This is a genomic window from Agrobacterium sp. 5Ca50 (assembly GCF_055381905.1).
The window spans coordinates 2,947,575-2,962,501 of the sequence record NZ_AP026438.1; the positions used below are offsets into that span (position 1 = coordinate 2,947,575).

A 14,927-nucleotide genomic window follows, 5' to 3' on the forward strand; every position below is an offset into this window, starting at 1 on the left:
AGAACTGATCCATGTCAAAAAACAAGCAAGATCGCAGATAATAACTACGCCATTAAAACCACGCTATAACGTTATGCGAGACTTCGGACAGGGCTAATCTACAAAGACGCGCACGCTGGACGCACGCCCATCCGCGTCGATGACAGTCAGCGTCGAATAACCGGCACCGTCCGGCAGCCATTGGCTGGTGCGCTTGCGCGACAGGTCGCGAATGGGTTTGCCATTGGCCAGCCAGCGAAACGGCGCCCGACCACCCTGCATCTTCAAAACCAGTGGCGACATGTCACCGCCCTGCCCCGACAGTTCCACCTTTGCCCCCTCGGGTGGGTAGACGATATGCGGCGCAGCTTCACGGGTTGAAGCGGTCACAAGCCCGCTTGATGTCACACTGAAACGACGTTGTGCAGCAGGCAGATCCTGTGCGGCCAGCCGCACCGCACCTGTGGGTGCCGATGGCAAGGGTGTGATCGCCACGCCAGATTTTTCAAAGGCTTCAAACAGAATGGGGGCAGCAGAGGCATATCCCGCAATGCCCGGCACAGCGCCGTTATCGGCACGGCCAACCCAGACGCCAATGACGTGGCGGCCGTCATACCCCACCGACCACGCGTCACGATAACCGTAACTGGTTCCGGTTTTGTAAGCGATGCCGCGCTGCTTCATGCCAAGCGGTGGCAGAACACTGGCCAGTATATCGCTGACATTCCACACCGCGACCGTATCCAGCATTGTCGATGTCTGTTGCGCCTGGGGCTGCGATCGAACTCCGTCGCCGAGAGCGACCGGCACTCCACGATTAGCAAGAGCGGCATAAAGCTGAACCAGATCAACCAAAGAAACACCGGCCCCACCAAGCGCAATGGCAAGCCCCGGCGCCTCGCCTGCTGGCAGCGACAACGACACGCCCGCCCTTCGGAAACGCACCATCAGAGCAGCAGGGCTAACCGCATCCAGCAATTTCACCGCAGGCACATTGAGAGAAAGCTGTAATGCTTGGCGGATGCTGACGTCACCCTGATAACTCATGTCAAAATTGCGCGGACGATAGCCGTAAAAATCGGACGGCCGGTCTTCAATCAGCGTTTCCTGCGCTGCCACGCCATCTTCAAAGGCAAGGCCGTAGATAAACGGCTTGAGTGTCGAGCCAGGCGAACGCACCGCCCGCGTCATATCCACCCAGCCGCGTCGCGACGTGTCGGTATAATCGGAAGAACCGATTTCCGCGAGAATGTCTCCAGTGCGGCTGTCAGCCATCACGATCGCCACCGAGACTTTGGGCCCGAGCTTTTCAGCTGCACGTTTTGCCAGCGCTTCCAGCTCTCTTTGAACAGACAGCGACAAAGTGGTTGAGATTTCGCCGGCATCAGGCGCTTTCCGTCTGGCAACCTCCGCCAGATGCGGTGCAAAGGCCGGCAGCTCCATTCGTCGTGAGGGTACCATTGAAAGCGATGCGCGGGCGGCTTCACCATCGCCTAACACATCGGCAACGGCAAGGCGCGACAACACCCGCTCCCGGGCGGCCTTTGCTGCCTCAGGAAAACGGTCTGGTCGTCGCCTTTCAGGCAGTTGCGGCAATGACACTAACAAAGCAGCTTCTGCCGTTGAGAGGCGTTTCGGCTCCTTGCCAAACCATGCGAGGCTTGCAGCACGCACCCCCTCAAGATTGCCGCCATAGGGTGCAAGATTGAGGTAGAGGTCAAGGATTTCAGCCTTGCCCAGACGTCGTTCGATCTGTACCGCGCGCGCTGCCTGCAAGAGTTTCGCAGAAAACGAGCGGTCCGTGCGCGGTTCGATCAATCGGGCCACCTGCATGGACAGTGTGGAAGCACCGGAGACGATCCGCCCATTTGAGACCAGCTGCCAGCCCGCCCGAAGCAACGCCCATGGGTCAATACCGGCATGTTGCCAGAAACGCTGGTCCTCATAAGCAACCAGCATTTTCAAAAACTGCGGGTCAACATCGTTAGCCGTCGTCTTCAACCGCCAGCGCCCGTCAGTCGTGGCAAAGGCGCGCAGCAACTGGCCATTTGCGTCCTTCACTTCGAATGAGCGGCTCAACGCGGCATCAAGCGGCGGCGGATAGGCCTTATCAAGAGCATCCAGCGTATAGGCGGCGCCGATGGTCAGAATACTGACCAGGGCAACCGCTATAACTGTCTTTTTCCACCGCATGCTTTTGAACCGCATCATGGCGAAAGCCTTATTCGGCCTTCACCACCGACATGCGGCCGGTTGCTGTGCGGGCGGAGAACTGCGGACGATACATGTCTTCCACATTTGCCGCCGGATGATCATAGGTACCGGGTGTGACTGCACGCACCACATAGGCCAGTGAAATTTCCGAATTGTCACCGGCCGAGCGATCGAAAGCCGCCACGAAACGATCGCTGCGGAATTCGGTGTGTGCTGCCTCGACCTCGCCAATCCATTCGAAGTTGGAAAGCTGCGCGCTATCCACAAGGCTTGGATTGTCGATTTCAAAACCGGCTGGCAACAGGTCGGTAATCAGAATGCGCGACTGCCAGTCATGCTGCGGTGTGACATTCAGCACCACCACATAACGTTCGTTCTGCACGGCCTCGCTAATGTTTACCTCTTCGCCATCAAGCGAATAATAGGCACGGGAAATCGTGAACCCATCGCCACCTGCCGCAAGCGGCGAGGCAGGCGCGGCAACCGTGGTGACCGTTGCCGTGACTGGATCGGAAGAGGCATTCGAGATGGTCAGCGGCTTGTGCAGCAGCTCGTCGCCCGTCATCTGTTTGCCAAATCCACCGGTCGACATTTCGCCGTTCACATCAAGGCGAATGTCCTTGTCTTCGCCCTTAAGCGCGCGTGCAGCCAGCAGCATCCACGCCTGTTCCTGCGTGCTGGTATAGGTCTTGTTTTCCCATTCTTTGGCAACACTGCTGGCCAGTTGCGGCACAACAGGCGGCACCGGACGGCTTTCTGCCGCCAGTGCCAGAGAGGCCGCACCATCACGCAGTGCCGAACCATAATCGGCACGGGCAAGGCTGACATTGGCAGAGTTGGCCGCCATGCCAAGTGAGGATGCAAAGACCGATTGCGAGCGATTATTATCGCCATAAAGCGAAAGTGCTGCACCGATCTGTGCCTTGGCCAGAGGTGTCGGGAATTCGCCAAGCGCCGTATCTGCAAAGTAGCGCAGGTCGTTGATCGCGGCCTTCTTGTTGCGGGCCAGCACATAAAGTGCATAGGCGATTTCATTGCCACGATCCCGAACATTGTTGTCAATCGCCAGGCCGTTTTGCAGGTTGGTCAAAGCCTGCACCATCGCCTGCTCCGGAACCTCATAGGACTGTTCACGTGCACGGGTCAGGAAGTCGGTGATGTACGCATCCAGCCAAAGGTCACCATAGCCGGGCGACCAGAGGCCGAAACTGCCCGAGCTCGACTGGAAGGACAGCACGCGATAAATCGCATCCTGTACGCGCTTCTTGATCTCAGGGTCTTGCGAAAGAGCAGTGTCGCTTGTCATTTCAGACAGATAGAGCAGCGGCAATGCACGGCTGGTCGTTTGCTCGGCACATCCGTACGGATATTTGTCGAGCATCATCACCAGTGCCGGAACATCGAATGCTGCCGAGCGGCTGACATTGACCGCAACCGATGCACCAAGCAGCATGCTGTCAGCTAGCAGGTCACCGTTCACAGTCAGGCTGCTATTGGGAGCAATACGAATGTTGCGTCGTGTGGTCACCGGCAGGGCAGCTGGCCGCACCGGAATGTTCAACTCCTGTTCAAGAGCTGCACCCGTCGCATCCGCCAACCGTATCGTCACTTCGGCATTGCCGGGCATTTCGCCTGTTAACGGCAAGGTCAGATCCGCTTTGCCACCTGTCGCCAAAGTCAGGGTCTGCTGCACCAGTCCTTCACCCACTGTCGCAGCAGTGTTGCTGGAGACCGTCAGTGTGTAGTCGCCAGCGCGACCATCAGTATTGGCAATGTCCAGCCGCAACTGGGCCTCGTCACCGGGGCTCAGGAATTTTGGCGCACTGGCGGTAATCACCACCGGATCACGAATGACGACGTCAGACACCGCATGTCCAACCCCGGTCTTGGAATAGGCAACAGCCATAACCCGGGCAGTGCCGTTAAACTGCGGAATATCGAAGGTGATAACGGCCTTGCCTTCACCATCCAGTTTTACCGGACCGGCAAAAAACGCCACCAGCTTTTCGGTCGGAGGGCTGCCCTGCAGGGCAACCTGCCCGCCATCACCACCGGTGCGCAACCGGCCTGTCGCGCCGAGCGAACCGTCAATCAATCGTCCATAAATATCGCGGATTTCAAGTCCCAGACTGCGCTGGCCAAAATACCAGTCATCCGGCTTTGGCGGCTGGTAACGTGTCAGGTTCAATATCCCGACATCGACAGCAGCAACCATCACATAGGCGTCTTCATCAGCACCGGCTCCCGTCACCTGTACGGGGATTTCCAGCGGCTGACGGGGTAGCGTCTTTTCCGGCAGGGTCAGCGAGACATTCAGCTTGCGCTCAGCCGGGTGAACGGCCAGCCATTTGATTCCGATGGCACGCATCGGCATGCGGCTTTCCTGCGCATCACCAGGGCGGAACAGTGTGGCGGTCACATAGGCACCCGCACCCCAGTCCTTAGTAACAGGAATGTCCACTTCACCGCCGTTTTCTCCAATCGAGACATTCTGGACGGCAATCAACGCTTCCGAACCAGCAGTGACCATTAGCTCACCGGCAAATTTGGAAGAAATCTGCAGCTTGGCAGTTTCGCCAACCGTGTAGCGTTCCTTGTCCAGTGCTATTTCCAGGCCATCAGGCGTTTCCGTTGAGCTTGCCTCCACGAACCAGCCAGCATCAAACTCAACGCTGGAAGTCGGGCCATCATTCTGGGCAGTTTCCACTTCCAGACGGTAACGACCCCAATTGACAGGCACGGAAATCTGCCCGCCATTGGCGTCAACGGACACCGTTCCGGTTTCCATCTGACGGGTAAACACGACCGGCTCATAACGCCAGGAATTACCCTGACGATACCACTGGTAATTCCGTTCAACCTTGATCAGCTTCCATGTCAGGCCGCTCATAGCCTGTTTTGCACCATCTGCCGAAACGCCAATGATGTGGAAACGACCAACCGAATTCTCAGCAAGATCACCGGAAAATTCTGGCTTGATACCAATCATCGAACCTTCAGACTTGACCGGCAACGTCAGGCTGCGCTCGACAGCACGGCCACCAGCCTCACGCATCCGCACAATGACATTGGCATTGAGAAGCTGCGTGGTCGACGGAATTTCACTCAACGTCACCGGGAAGGTCGCCTTGCCATCATCATCCAGCACGGGAAGTTCTTCCAGCGGCATGCGGCTTTCTTCCTGGCTTTCCTCGTCAGCGAGACCAAAGAAATAACCGGGGAAAGCATCGCTGCTGCGGGTCGGCTTGAGGGCCAATTCGCCTTCAAGCTCAAGACCGGCGGCTGGCGCACCGTAAAGATAACGACCATCGACAGTAACATTAGCTTCCGCACCGGGCACGATTTCCTTCACCGAGCTGGAAAGCTCGAACTCGGTCCGATCAGGCACAAAATCGTCCACCAAGAACGATGTTTCGCTGAGCGATGACGCCTTTGGATCGGTATAGACCCTCATTGTCCAGGTGCCACGCATTGCGGTGGCCTGCGTTTCAAACTGCAGCGCATGTCCGCCAAGCGCCCGGCCATCACTGACCACGCGACGATCCTCAACGCCGTCAGGGCGCGAGAACACGAAGGTTAGCGGCAGATTTTCAATGGCGTTACCTTCAATGTCACGGGCAAGCGCAACAGCATTGACGGTTTCACCGGCGCGGTAAATTCCGCGCTCCGTCCAGCTCATCACATCGATAGCGCCGGGGGCTGCACGTCCGGTCACACCGCGATCGGAAAGATCAAAACCGGCGCGCGTCATATCAAGGAAAACGTAATCGCCGTCGCCATTGCGGGCGGTAATGACTGCTGGTGCCTGTGCTGCCGTTCCACGGATCAGACCCGCGGCAAAGGTCGCGCGACCTTCTGCATCACTCGTTGCGGTCGCCAGAACTTCGTTGTTCTTGGCCAGCAATTGCAGTTCCACGCCTTCCAATGGCTTGGCGGTGCTGAGTGCACGCACGAAGACATTCAGCCCATCCGTTCCGGCGTAGGTCGTGATGCCGGTATCAGACACAAGGAACCACTGCGTTGCGCGTGAATCCCAGTTTTCCGGCGCAGTGCCGGGTGGTACGGCAGTCAGAACATAGATGCCAGGCTTACGCTCAGGCAGCGCTTCATCCACCGGGAAGCTGGTAACCACATCCTTGTTCAACTCCGGCTGAATGACGATATCGCCCTGCCACACCAATTCACCGATTTCGTTTTCGATACGGTCTGAACTATAGCCATCCATCTGTGTGAGAAACTGCGAATTGGCCAGCAATGGCGCAATGTTGCGATCACCGACGCGGTAGAGTTTCAGAGATGCGCTTTCGATGTTGACGGAGACCAGCGGCACACCACGGCGTGCAGTGCCCGGCAATACGAAATTGTCACCGGTAAAACGCACCGAGGCCGAACGGTCACGAACGTAAATGTCGAGATCGACCTGCTTTTCCAGCGGCTCTTCCACGGACGATGGCAAACCGGCACGCAAAGCAAGTTTGTAGCGCTGGCCATGGGTCAGACCTTCCACGCAAATTTCGCTGCCCTTGGCTTCCATAGCCTTTGGCGACGTACCATCCAGCGTCACAAAAGGCGCATAATCGACACCGGCTTTCACCAGCGGTTCGGAGAACTGCACGCAGGCACGCGGCGATGCACTGTCAGTATCAACCGTGTTGCCGATAACCCGGAAGCCTTGGCGGGTGCGCAGGTCGGCATAGGCAGCGCGAATGGCTCCATCATCGACGAGTGCAAGACGTGCCTTGTAGGTGTTGAGGGCAGCACGGTAATTCTGCGTTTTTTCAAATGCTCGCGCTAACGCATCCAGTGCGTCGGTTCTGGCACTTGAGGTACGGCTCAGCTCATAGGCATTGAGCGCAGCAGACGCAGCCTGTCCGGCAATCGAATAATTGTTATCGACGCGGGCAGCGGTCGCAGAAAATTGCGCCCACACCGTGCCGTTGTCAGGTTCCAGTGACAGGGCAGCCTTAAAGAAATCAACCGCTTGCGGAATATTTCCCGCGCCGCTTTGCATATTGGCATTGCCAAGCAGGGCATCAAAACCCATTGCCTCCTGTTCGTCCGTCGCCGTCAGGCTGGACTTGAGGCGGCGTGCCTCCTGAACCAGATCGTCGGAAATGAAGGACAATCGCTTGGGCGCACCGATATCCGGTTCATTGGACACTTCCACGACTTTGCCAGCCACAGCGCCCGGGAAAGCGTTCAACTGGTTGAAGTCCGATTTGAGGAAGCACCATTGCACCTTGGGATTATAGGTGAAGGCCTTGCAGGACGCGTCATCAAGGCACGTCGTCTTGCACTCATCTAGTGAAACATTTTGCTCGGTACGCAGGTCAAAACCGAAATAATCGCCATTTTGCGTGGTGACTATTTTACGGTCTGCCTGTTGAGCATTGGAGGGCAGCGTTGCAAAAACCGTTGCAGCAACCACGAAGGAACCGCGAAGCAAGGCGCGCAAGGACATCTGTTCTCTCCCCGACAGATTTTTATATTCGATTGTGTTCAAATTCCTTTTGGCTTGTCAACGCAGCCAAAACAAGCCTCAGAATTTATGGCTGAAATCCATAACGCCGACATGACGACGTATGCGGCAGCTGGAAGGCTAATCTTCCAGCTTGCGGGCTTCGGAAACTAGCATGATCGGAATTCCGTCGCGAATGGGATAGGCAAGGCGCCCGCTCTCGGAAACCAGCTCGTTTTTCTCGCGGCTATAGGACAGCGTGCCCTTGGTCAGCGGGCAGACCAGAAGCTCAAGCATCTTCGGGTCAACGCGGCTCATTTTTTCATGCATGCAACATCACCTTCATTGCAAAACATTACCGCCATCGCTGCGCCCCTGCGCCAGTACGATTTCGGTAATCGCAATCAGTGTTTCCGCGCGTGAACGAAGATCCGGCGCCTCAAGCAGTGCCTGCTTTTCCGCAGGCCCGAAAGGAGACATCATCGACAGGGAATTGACCAGAATGCGATTTCCGGCCCGCTCGACACTTTCCCAGTCGGCTTCCAACTGGTTGGCATCCAGAAAATCACGAAACACTCGCAACAAACTATCCCGGTCAACGGCGCTCTCGTCATCGTCTCCGGTGAGGTCCGTCAGCAAAGGCGCGTGTTTGAAAACCCGGTAGGGTTTGGAGCAGGCCACTTCGTCGATCAGCCGGAAACGGCACACGCCCGTCAGGGTCACCAGATAACGACCGTCACCGCTTTCGGTAAACGACGTGATACGGCCAAGGCAGCCGATCTGGCTTAAAACGGGCGTATTGACATCGTAATTATTCGCCTCTGTCAGCGATGGTTGCACTATGCCGATCAACCGTTCCGCCGCCATCGCCGCATCAAACATCGTCAGATAACGCGGTTCGAAAATGTTCAGCGGAAGATTGCCACCGGGCAGCAAAAGTGCGCCGGACAACGGAAAAACCGGAACGGTGGCGGGCAGATCACTGCCCTTCACATATCTCGCATTTCCCACTTGCATCAGGATCATCCCTCAGCGTGAAAGCCACAACAGGCCAGATACACTAAAGCACCAAATGTGGTGTTTTTGCGCAAAAACGCAAGCCTTTGTCAGCGATCAGACCCGGTTCAGGAGAATAGAACGGCAGAAAGTTTACGCCGTGCTGCAACCGTTGCCGGGTCCTTGAAGCCCCATGCATCGAAAAACTCGAGCAGCAGACGGCGCGCGCCATCATCATCAAAAGTGCGGTCCTTGCGCATCACCAGCAGCAGGTGATCTGCCGCCTCGTCACGCTTGCCCTGCACATTGAGGATCTTTGCCAGTTTCACCCGTGCTTCGTGGTTGTCGACGTTCAGTGCAAGCTCATGTTCCAGCGCTGTCGGATCGCCCAGCTTGCGGGCTTCTTCATACTGCGCCAGTTTTTTCTGAACAGCCTGAATACCTGCATCTTCGGCAATTTCCGGCGGCAGCGACGACAGCAACTGGCTGGCGCGGTCCTGTTGGCCAACCGCAATCATGCACTCAGCGATACCGGCGATCGCACCGGCATTATCAGGTGCAGCCTGCATCACAGCGCCAAAAAGCTGGGCCGCCTGATCGTACTGACCATCCGCCAACAACTGGCGTGCTTCAGCCAGTGCAGCGTCAATCTCGGCTGCAGGGTCATCGCCTGCCGGTCCTGCAATCTTGTCGATGAACTCGCGGATCTGGCTTTCAGGCACAGCACCCATGAAGCCATCTACCGGGCGACCGTCCGCAAAGGCGACGATTGCCGGTATGGACTGAATGCCGAGCTGGCCAGGAATGGACGGATGATCATCGATGTTCAGCTTGACCAGCTTCACGCGGCCGGCCGATTCGTTGATGACCTTTTCCAGCACCGGTGTTAGCTGTTTGCACGGTCCACACCATGGCGCCCAGAAATCCACCAGAACAGGCTGGCGACGTGATTCTTCAAGCACATCCTTGGTAAAACCTGCCGTGGTGGTGTCCTTGATGAAACCGCCCTCACCAGCACCGTTAGCGGCACCATATTGGGCCGATGCGCTCATTTGCGCACCAAAAGAACCGCCATAGGGGTTGTCCATTCCGCTCATCGTCGTCTCCAGTTCTTGAAGCCAGCACAGGCTGCACTGTCGTGCGCCAAAGCATTATCGTGGCAAAGATCGTATGTCACTCGCTCACTTTCAAGACAAGCGGTGTGTGACCGGTCGCCTCGAGAAAACGCAACACGTCTTTGGACGTCAAAGTTGTGGTTGCATCATTGGAAAGCGGATGGCCGTTAATCAGCTCGTTTTCCATCAGCGCTTCATCCAGCACAAAGGTCACTGCATTACCGGTATCGTTGATCGCACCAAACACCGTGACCGAACCCGGCACCACACCCAGATACTCCAGCATCTTTTCCGGTTTGCCAAAAGAGACCTTGCTCGCCGCACCGATCGCCTTGTGCACAGTCTTAAAATCAACCACCGCATTTTCTTCGACGGTCAGGACAAAATACTGGTCCTTCTTGTCCTTCACGAACAGATTTTTGGTGTGGCCACCAGGAATGAGGTCACGCAAAGACTGCGATTCGGCCACGGTAAACACCGGTTCATGGCTCGTTGTCTTATGGGAAATGCCCAGATTATCGAAGAATTCGAACAGGGCTTCTGGCGTTTTAGGGGCCGGATTTGTCATGTCATCGCTTCTCTGCTGTCACTCGATCTGAAATAGCCGTCAGAGGGTTTTAAGCGGCAAAATCAAGTCACGCAATGGCATCCACAAAACAAACCGCTAAAATTTCCATTTACTTTCAATAACTTGAATGACGAATGCATTTTTTCTCGCTCTTTTTGTCATTTCCCTGTTGCATTTGAAAATCGATTGAGCGATATAGCCCCCGTCGCCGCAACGCAGCGACCCACGGCTCAGCGACTACCCCGGGCCTTGGATTTTTGAGCGGGTGTAGCTCAGGGGTAGAGCACAACCTTGCCAAGGTTGGGGTCGAGGGTTCAAATCCCTTCGCCCGCTCCAAATCTCCTAAAAAGAGATAAATGCTCAAAACCGCCGCAAGGCGGTTTTTGCATTTCAGGCCTATTGTTTTTCAATTTCTTTGCCGCCTTCCCACTGAATATGCGCCTTCAACAGCAGAAAACTAAATGCATCACGAAATGTATTGAGTATTGCATTTGAAATTCGATTGAGCGATATAGCCGTCGTCGCCGCAACGCAGCGACCCACGGCTCAGCGAACTACCCCGGGGCCTTGGATTTTTGAGCGGGTGTAGCTCAGGGGTAGAGCACAACCTTGCCAAGGTTGGGGTCGAGGGTTCAAATCCCTTCGCCCGCTCCAAATCTCCCAAAAGGAGATAAATTCTCAAAACCGCCGAAAGGCGGTTTTTGCATTTCTGGCCTATGGTTTGTCAGTTTCCTTAACACCGTCCCACTGAATATGCGCCTTCAGCGGCAGGTGGTCAGAGGCGACGCGTGCCAGCGCCGAATCATGCACAGTCACCGAACCAATTAATTCTTTGCGGTTGGCGATGATTCGATCCAGTGCCAAGACCGGCAGGTTGGAAGGAAAGCTCGGCACCGCTGGCGGCAGAAAACCAAATGCATCACGAAATGTATTGAGTGACGATCCCTTTCCAAGCCGCCACTCATTAAGATCGCCCATCAGAATGGTTGGCAGGCCCTCACGTTCGCCCAAAAGCTCCAGCAATGCCCTCGCCTGTTGCGCTCTCGAATGGCGCAAAAGCCCGAAATGCGCAGCAATCACCCGTAGCGCGCCACCACGCTTCAATTCAAGTTCAGTGACCAGCGCACCGCGTGGCTCAAGACCGGGCAGTTTTACTGTGTGCACATCCCGGACTTTGCCTTCCTTGAACAGCAGCACGTTACCGTGCCAGCCATGCGCCTTGCCTGCCGGTGCAATGGGCACGGCGACCAAGCCATTTTCGCGCTCCAGCCTCGCCAGATCGAGCAGGCCACGTCGTTCGCCGAAGCGGGTATCGGCTTCTTGCAGGGCAATAATGTCGGCTCCGATTTCCTGAATGACGCGACTGGTTCGCTCAGGATCAAAACGGCCGTCCCGGCCAACGCATTTATGAACATTATAAGAGGCAATCACCGGCTGTGACGTGTCCATCAACACGCCATGCTCCTGACGGCGTCGCCGATTCTTGATGGATGCCATTAGTGCGGCTTGCAGGCTCTCCGTCTTGGTCTTTTCCCTGATACGATTCACGAAATGCCATTCTCCCGCAATTACAGATAAGGTGAGGCCAGCCACAGAACCCGCTCGGTAAAGCGGACCAGAAACGGACGTGCACGTAACGCATCAAGGCTGACCGCGGTTGCGTTCTGGCGAGCCGTCTCCATGCGTTCAGCGATCTGGCGGGCGAAGGCTTCATCCAGCACTTCGATATCGATCTCAAAATTCAACCGCAGCGAGCGCGGGTCAAGGTTCGAAGAACCGACATAGGACCAGCGGTCGTCAATCACCATCAGCTTGGAGTGGTTGAAGGCACCTTCGGCGCGCCAGATACGGCAATAGTTCCTTAAAAGCTGGTCAAACTGCGCCGTCATGGCGTGGTCCACCAGCTTGAGATTATTGCTGGCCGGCACAATAACATCCACCTGCACGCCGCGGCGTGCCGCCGTGATGATCGACGAGATCAATTCACGGTCAGGCAGGAAATAGGGCGACATGATCAGGATAGAGGAACGTGCGACTGAGAACGCCCCCATCAGCATCTTGTGGCTGGTTTCGATACTTTTATCCGGACCCGATGACGCAATACGCGCCATCAACGGAGAGCCCGGTTCGGCATCCGGCAGCACGATATCCCACACAGGGCCGTCGAGAAGCTCGTCAGTGGTAAAACGCCAGTCCTCGGCAGCAATGGTAAACAGGTCGGCGACGATTGGTCCCGTTACCATGAAATGTGTGTCGAGCGCGAAATCCTTGCCGGCAAATTCTCCGGTGAAACCTTCTCGTATGTTCATGCCGCCGGTAAAACAGAACTGCCCATCGACAACCAGGATCTTGCGGTGCGTGCGCAGATTGGCATAGGGCAGCCTCAATCCCATCACCACCTGACCGTTGAACACGTCAGTGATAACACCCTCTCGCTGCAGATGACCGACGATACTTGGCACGGAATAACGGGCACCCACGGCATCCACCAGCACCCGCACCTCAACGCCGCGTTTTTTTGCCTGTGACAGCGCCTCGACAAACCGCAGGCCAATACGGTCATGGTCGAAAATATAGGTTTCCAGAATGACGCTGCGTTGCGCGGCATGGATGGCATCCAGCATCGCCTTGTAGGCCGCGTCACCAGTTTCCAGCGGCGTTATGCTGTTGCCGGACGTCATCGCATGGCGGGTCACGCGGTCGGCCAGCGTCTTCATTGCCGCAAAACGACGTCCAAACAGCCGGGTGACAGTCTCGCCATCGACGTCATATTGCACAACGCGGTCCATTATACCGCCCTGCACCAGGGAGCGGTGCTGAATGATGGAGCTGCGCCTTATGCGGTTGATGCCGACAATAAAATAGATGACCGCACCAACGATAGGTGACAGCACGATCACACCGACCCAGCCGACGGCGGAGCGAACCTCTTCTTTGGTCATCGTGGCGTGGACGGCAGCGATCGTTCCCAGGACCACGGAAAGAACGGCAAGAATATGCGGCCAATAGGTCACGAACAGATCGAGCATTCATTGAATATAATACGGTTGTTGCGGCACGCAATGCGTGCCGCAATCAAAGGCTGTACTATCGCCGGAAATCCGTCGCCCGTCTTTCAGGGTAGTTTAGCGCGATGACATTTCGCGAATCGGCGGCTCAGACCCTTCAGGCAGAGGGCTGATATAGGGCTTGCCTTTACGGCGCCTGACCAGATCAGCCCGCGCAGCCTCACGCAACTGTTCACTTTCCAGAGCCGCCAGTCCTGTAGCCGCCATGACCTTAGCCACGGCCACCATGCCCTTGTGGGCCGCCGGGCTCTTGCCCTGCGCGACAAGTTGCCAGGTGTGAAACTGTGTGCCGATGGCGCAGGTTGGACCATCCGCTTGCACGGTTGGTACTACCCAGCTGACATCGCCTACATCGGTCGAGCCGGTGCTCAATGTCGCGCGATCATGCGAAGGCACGACAAAATCCGTCAGCGGAATATCCCGCTCCGGCAAGCTGAATGCGCGCCAGGTCGCTGCAATATCGTCGGGTGACAGCGCCTTGCGGATTTCCGTGGCAAAGGCGCGGTCCTGCTCATCAAACTCAGGCACGCCCAGCTGCTCCCAGGTATCCTGCATGACATCCATTAGTGGCGTGTTGGGCAAAAGATTGGAAACGGCACTGATCACCCGGCTCTCGACCGAGGTCTCCGTCATCAGCGTTGCGCCTTTGGCAACATTTTTGACACGCTCGATCAGTGACAGCATACCGTCGAGTTCCGGCGCACGCACCACATAGCGCACCTTGGCGCGTGCCTGCACGACATTGGGGGAAATGCCGCCCGTATCCAGCACTGCGTAATGGATGCGGCAGTCAGACGGCATATGTTCGCGCAGGTAATTGACCCCGACATTCATCAATTCCACCGCATCAAGCGCGCTGCGTCCCAGATGTGGGTTCGCGCTAGCATGTGCAGCACGCCCCTTAAAGGTAAAGTCGACGCGGGAATTCGCCAGTGTCGTGCTGCGCTGGACCCCCGCGAAATCACTGGGATGCCAGCAGATGGCAACATCGACATCATCAAACACACCGGCCCGCACCATAAAGGCCTTTGCCGCGCCACCTTCTTCTGCCGGGCAACCATAGTAACGCACGCGGCCGGCAATACCTGTTTCCGCCAGCCAGTCCTTCAACGCAGTCGCCGCCAGCAAGGACGCCGATCCAAGCAAATTGTGGCCGCAACCATGGCCATTGGCACCTTCGGTTTCAGGATCGTGGTTGGTGGCGCCCGCCTTCTGGCTCAAACCGGCCAGCGCATCATATTCACCCAGAAACGCAATGACCGGGCCACCTTTTCCCGCTTCGCCCATCAGGGCGGTTGGAATACCCGCCAGATCGGCCGTGACGTTGAAGCCCTGTTTTTCCAGCATGCTGCGGTGTGCGGCGGCCGATGCCGTCTCCATGTAACAGGTCTCGGGTGTTCCCCATACGGTGTCGCTAAGCTCTATGAAGTCCTGCTTTTTATCCTCCACAATCTGCCAGATGCGTGGACGGTTGGAATCTTGCTTTGTCATGCTGAAATACTTTCGTGACAGTCCCGGAATAGGTGCTG

General features: G+C 56.5%; 9 protein-coding genes and 2 tRNA genes. 2 read left to right on the forward strand and 9 right to left on the reverse strand.

What is annotated here, in order from left to right:
* Nucleotides 1-93: 93 nt before the first annotated feature.
* From pbpC to ACZ5FM_RS14240, 6 genes are all read right to left on the reverse strand, one after another.
* On the reverse strand, nucleotides 94-2,172 hold the full coding sequence (gene pbpC, locus ACZ5FM_RS14215) for a penicillin-binding protein 1C (RefSeq protein WP_464040475.1): 2,079 nt from the start codon (nucleotides 2,170-2,172) through the stop codon (nucleotides 94-96).
* A 28-nt stretch (nucleotides 2,173-2,200) separates the two neighbouring features.
* On the reverse strand, nucleotides 2,201-7,654 hold the full coding sequence (locus ACZ5FM_RS14220; RefSeq protein ID WP_464039014.1) for an alpha-2-macroglobulin family protein: 5,454 nt from the start codon (nucleotides 7,652-7,654) through the stop codon (nucleotides 2,201-2,203).
* Between the two features lie 138 nt (nucleotides 7,655-7,792).
* The gene (locus ACZ5FM_RS14225) at nucleotides 7,793-7,981 is read right to left on the reverse strand and encodes a Trm112 family protein (protein WP_192491458.1); all 189 of its coding nucleotides are present in this window, start codon (nucleotides 7,979-7,981) and stop codon (nucleotides 7,793-7,795) included.
* A gap of 12 nt (nucleotides 7,982-7,993) precedes the next feature.
* Nucleotides 7,994-8,668, reverse strand: coding sequence for an LON peptidase substrate-binding domain-containing protein (locus tag ACZ5FM_RS14230; protein WP_259149377.1), 675 nt, complete (start codon nucleotides 8,666-8,668; stop codon nucleotides 7,994-7,996).
* Between the two features lie 107 nt (nucleotides 8,669-8,775).
* Nucleotides 8,776-9,744: a thioredoxin gene (gene trxA, locus ACZ5FM_RS14235; RefSeq protein ID WP_259149379.1), complete on the reverse strand. Its 969-nt coding sequence runs from the start codon at nucleotides 9,742-9,744 to the stop codon at nucleotides 8,776-8,778.
* Between the two features lie 76 nt (nucleotides 9,745-9,820).
* Nucleotides 9,821-10,330 (reverse strand): prolyl-tRNA synthetase associated domain-containing protein, encoded by a 510-nt coding sequence (locus tag ACZ5FM_RS14240; RefSeq protein ID WP_464039015.1) that lies wholly within the window; start codon nucleotides 10,328-10,330, stop codon nucleotides 9,821-9,823.
* Nucleotides 10,331-10,591: 261 nt separating this feature from the next.
* Between ACZ5FM_RS14240 and ACZ5FM_RS14245 the strand changes: the two genes are divergently transcribed.
* Together ACZ5FM_RS14245 and ACZ5FM_RS14250 are read left to right on the forward strand one after the other, a co-directional pair.
* A tRNA-Gly gene (locus tag ACZ5FM_RS14245) sits at nucleotides 10,592-10,666 on the forward strand.
* 243 nt (nucleotides 10,667-10,909) lie between these two features.
* Nucleotides 10,910-10,984: transfer RNA gene (locus tag ACZ5FM_RS14250), tRNA-Gly, on the forward strand.
* Nucleotides 10,985-11,044: 60 nt separating this feature from the next.
* Here ACZ5FM_RS14250 and ACZ5FM_RS14255 read toward each other — a convergent pair.
* From ACZ5FM_RS14255 to ACZ5FM_RS14265, 3 genes are all read right to left on the reverse strand, one after another.
* Nucleotides 11,045-11,827: an endonuclease/exonuclease/phosphatase family protein gene (locus ACZ5FM_RS14255; RefSeq protein WP_250985629.1), complete on the reverse strand. Its 783-nt coding sequence runs from the start codon at nucleotides 11,825-11,827 to the stop codon at nucleotides 11,045-11,047.
* Nucleotides 11,828-11,898: 71 nt separating this feature from the next.
* A complete protein-coding gene (locus tag ACZ5FM_RS14260) occupies nucleotides 11,899-13,359 on the reverse strand; it encodes a phospholipase D-like domain-containing protein (RefSeq protein ID WP_464039016.1) in 1,461 nt (486 codons plus the stop codon).
* A gap of 96 nt (nucleotides 13,360-13,455) precedes the next feature.
* The gene (locus ACZ5FM_RS14265) at nucleotides 13,456-14,889 is read right to left on the reverse strand and encodes a M20 family metallopeptidase (RefSeq protein WP_464039017.1); all 1,434 of its coding nucleotides are present in this window, start codon (nucleotides 14,887-14,889) and stop codon (nucleotides 13,456-13,458) included.
* Nucleotides 14,890-14,927 lie beyond the last annotated feature (38 nt).

Bases quoted from the DNA above. Each gene is read 5' to 3' on its own strand.
- ACZ5FM_RS14220 (WP_464039014.1), bottom strand. From the start codon at position 7,654: ATGTCCTTGCGCGCCTTGCTTCGCGGTTCCTTCGTGGTTGCTGCAACG.
- ACZ5FM_RS14255 (WP_250985629.1), bottom strand. From the start codon at position 11,827: ATGGCATCCATCAAGAATCGGCGACGCCGTCAGGAGCATGGCGTGTTG.
- pbpC (WP_464040475.1), bottom strand. From the start codon at position 2,172: ATGCGGTGGAAAAAGACAGTTATAGCGGTTGCCCTGGTCAGTATTCTG.
- ACZ5FM_RS14240 (WP_464039015.1), bottom strand. From the start codon at position 10,330: ATGACAAATCCGGCCCCTAAAACGCCAGAAGCCCTGTTCGAATTCTTC.
- ACZ5FM_RS14265 (WP_464039017.1), bottom strand. From the start codon at position 14,889: ATGACAAAGCAAGATTCCAACCGTCCACGCATCTGGCAGATTGTGGAG.
- ACZ5FM_RS14230 (WP_259149377.1), bottom strand. From the start codon at position 8,668: ATGCAAGTGGGAAATGCGAGATATGTGAAGGGCAGTGATCTGCCCGCC.
- ACZ5FM_RS14225 (WP_192491458.1), bottom strand. From the start codon at position 7,981: ATGCATGAAAAAATGAGCCGCGTTGACCCGAAGATGCTTGAGCTTCTG.
- ACZ5FM_RS14260 (WP_464039016.1), bottom strand. From the start codon at position 13,359: ATGCTCGATCTGTTCGTGACCTATTGGCCGCATATTCTTGCCGTTCTT.
- trxA (WP_259149379.1), bottom strand. From the start codon at position 9,744: ATGAGCGGAATGGACAACCCCTATGGCGGTTCTTTTGGTGCGCAAATG.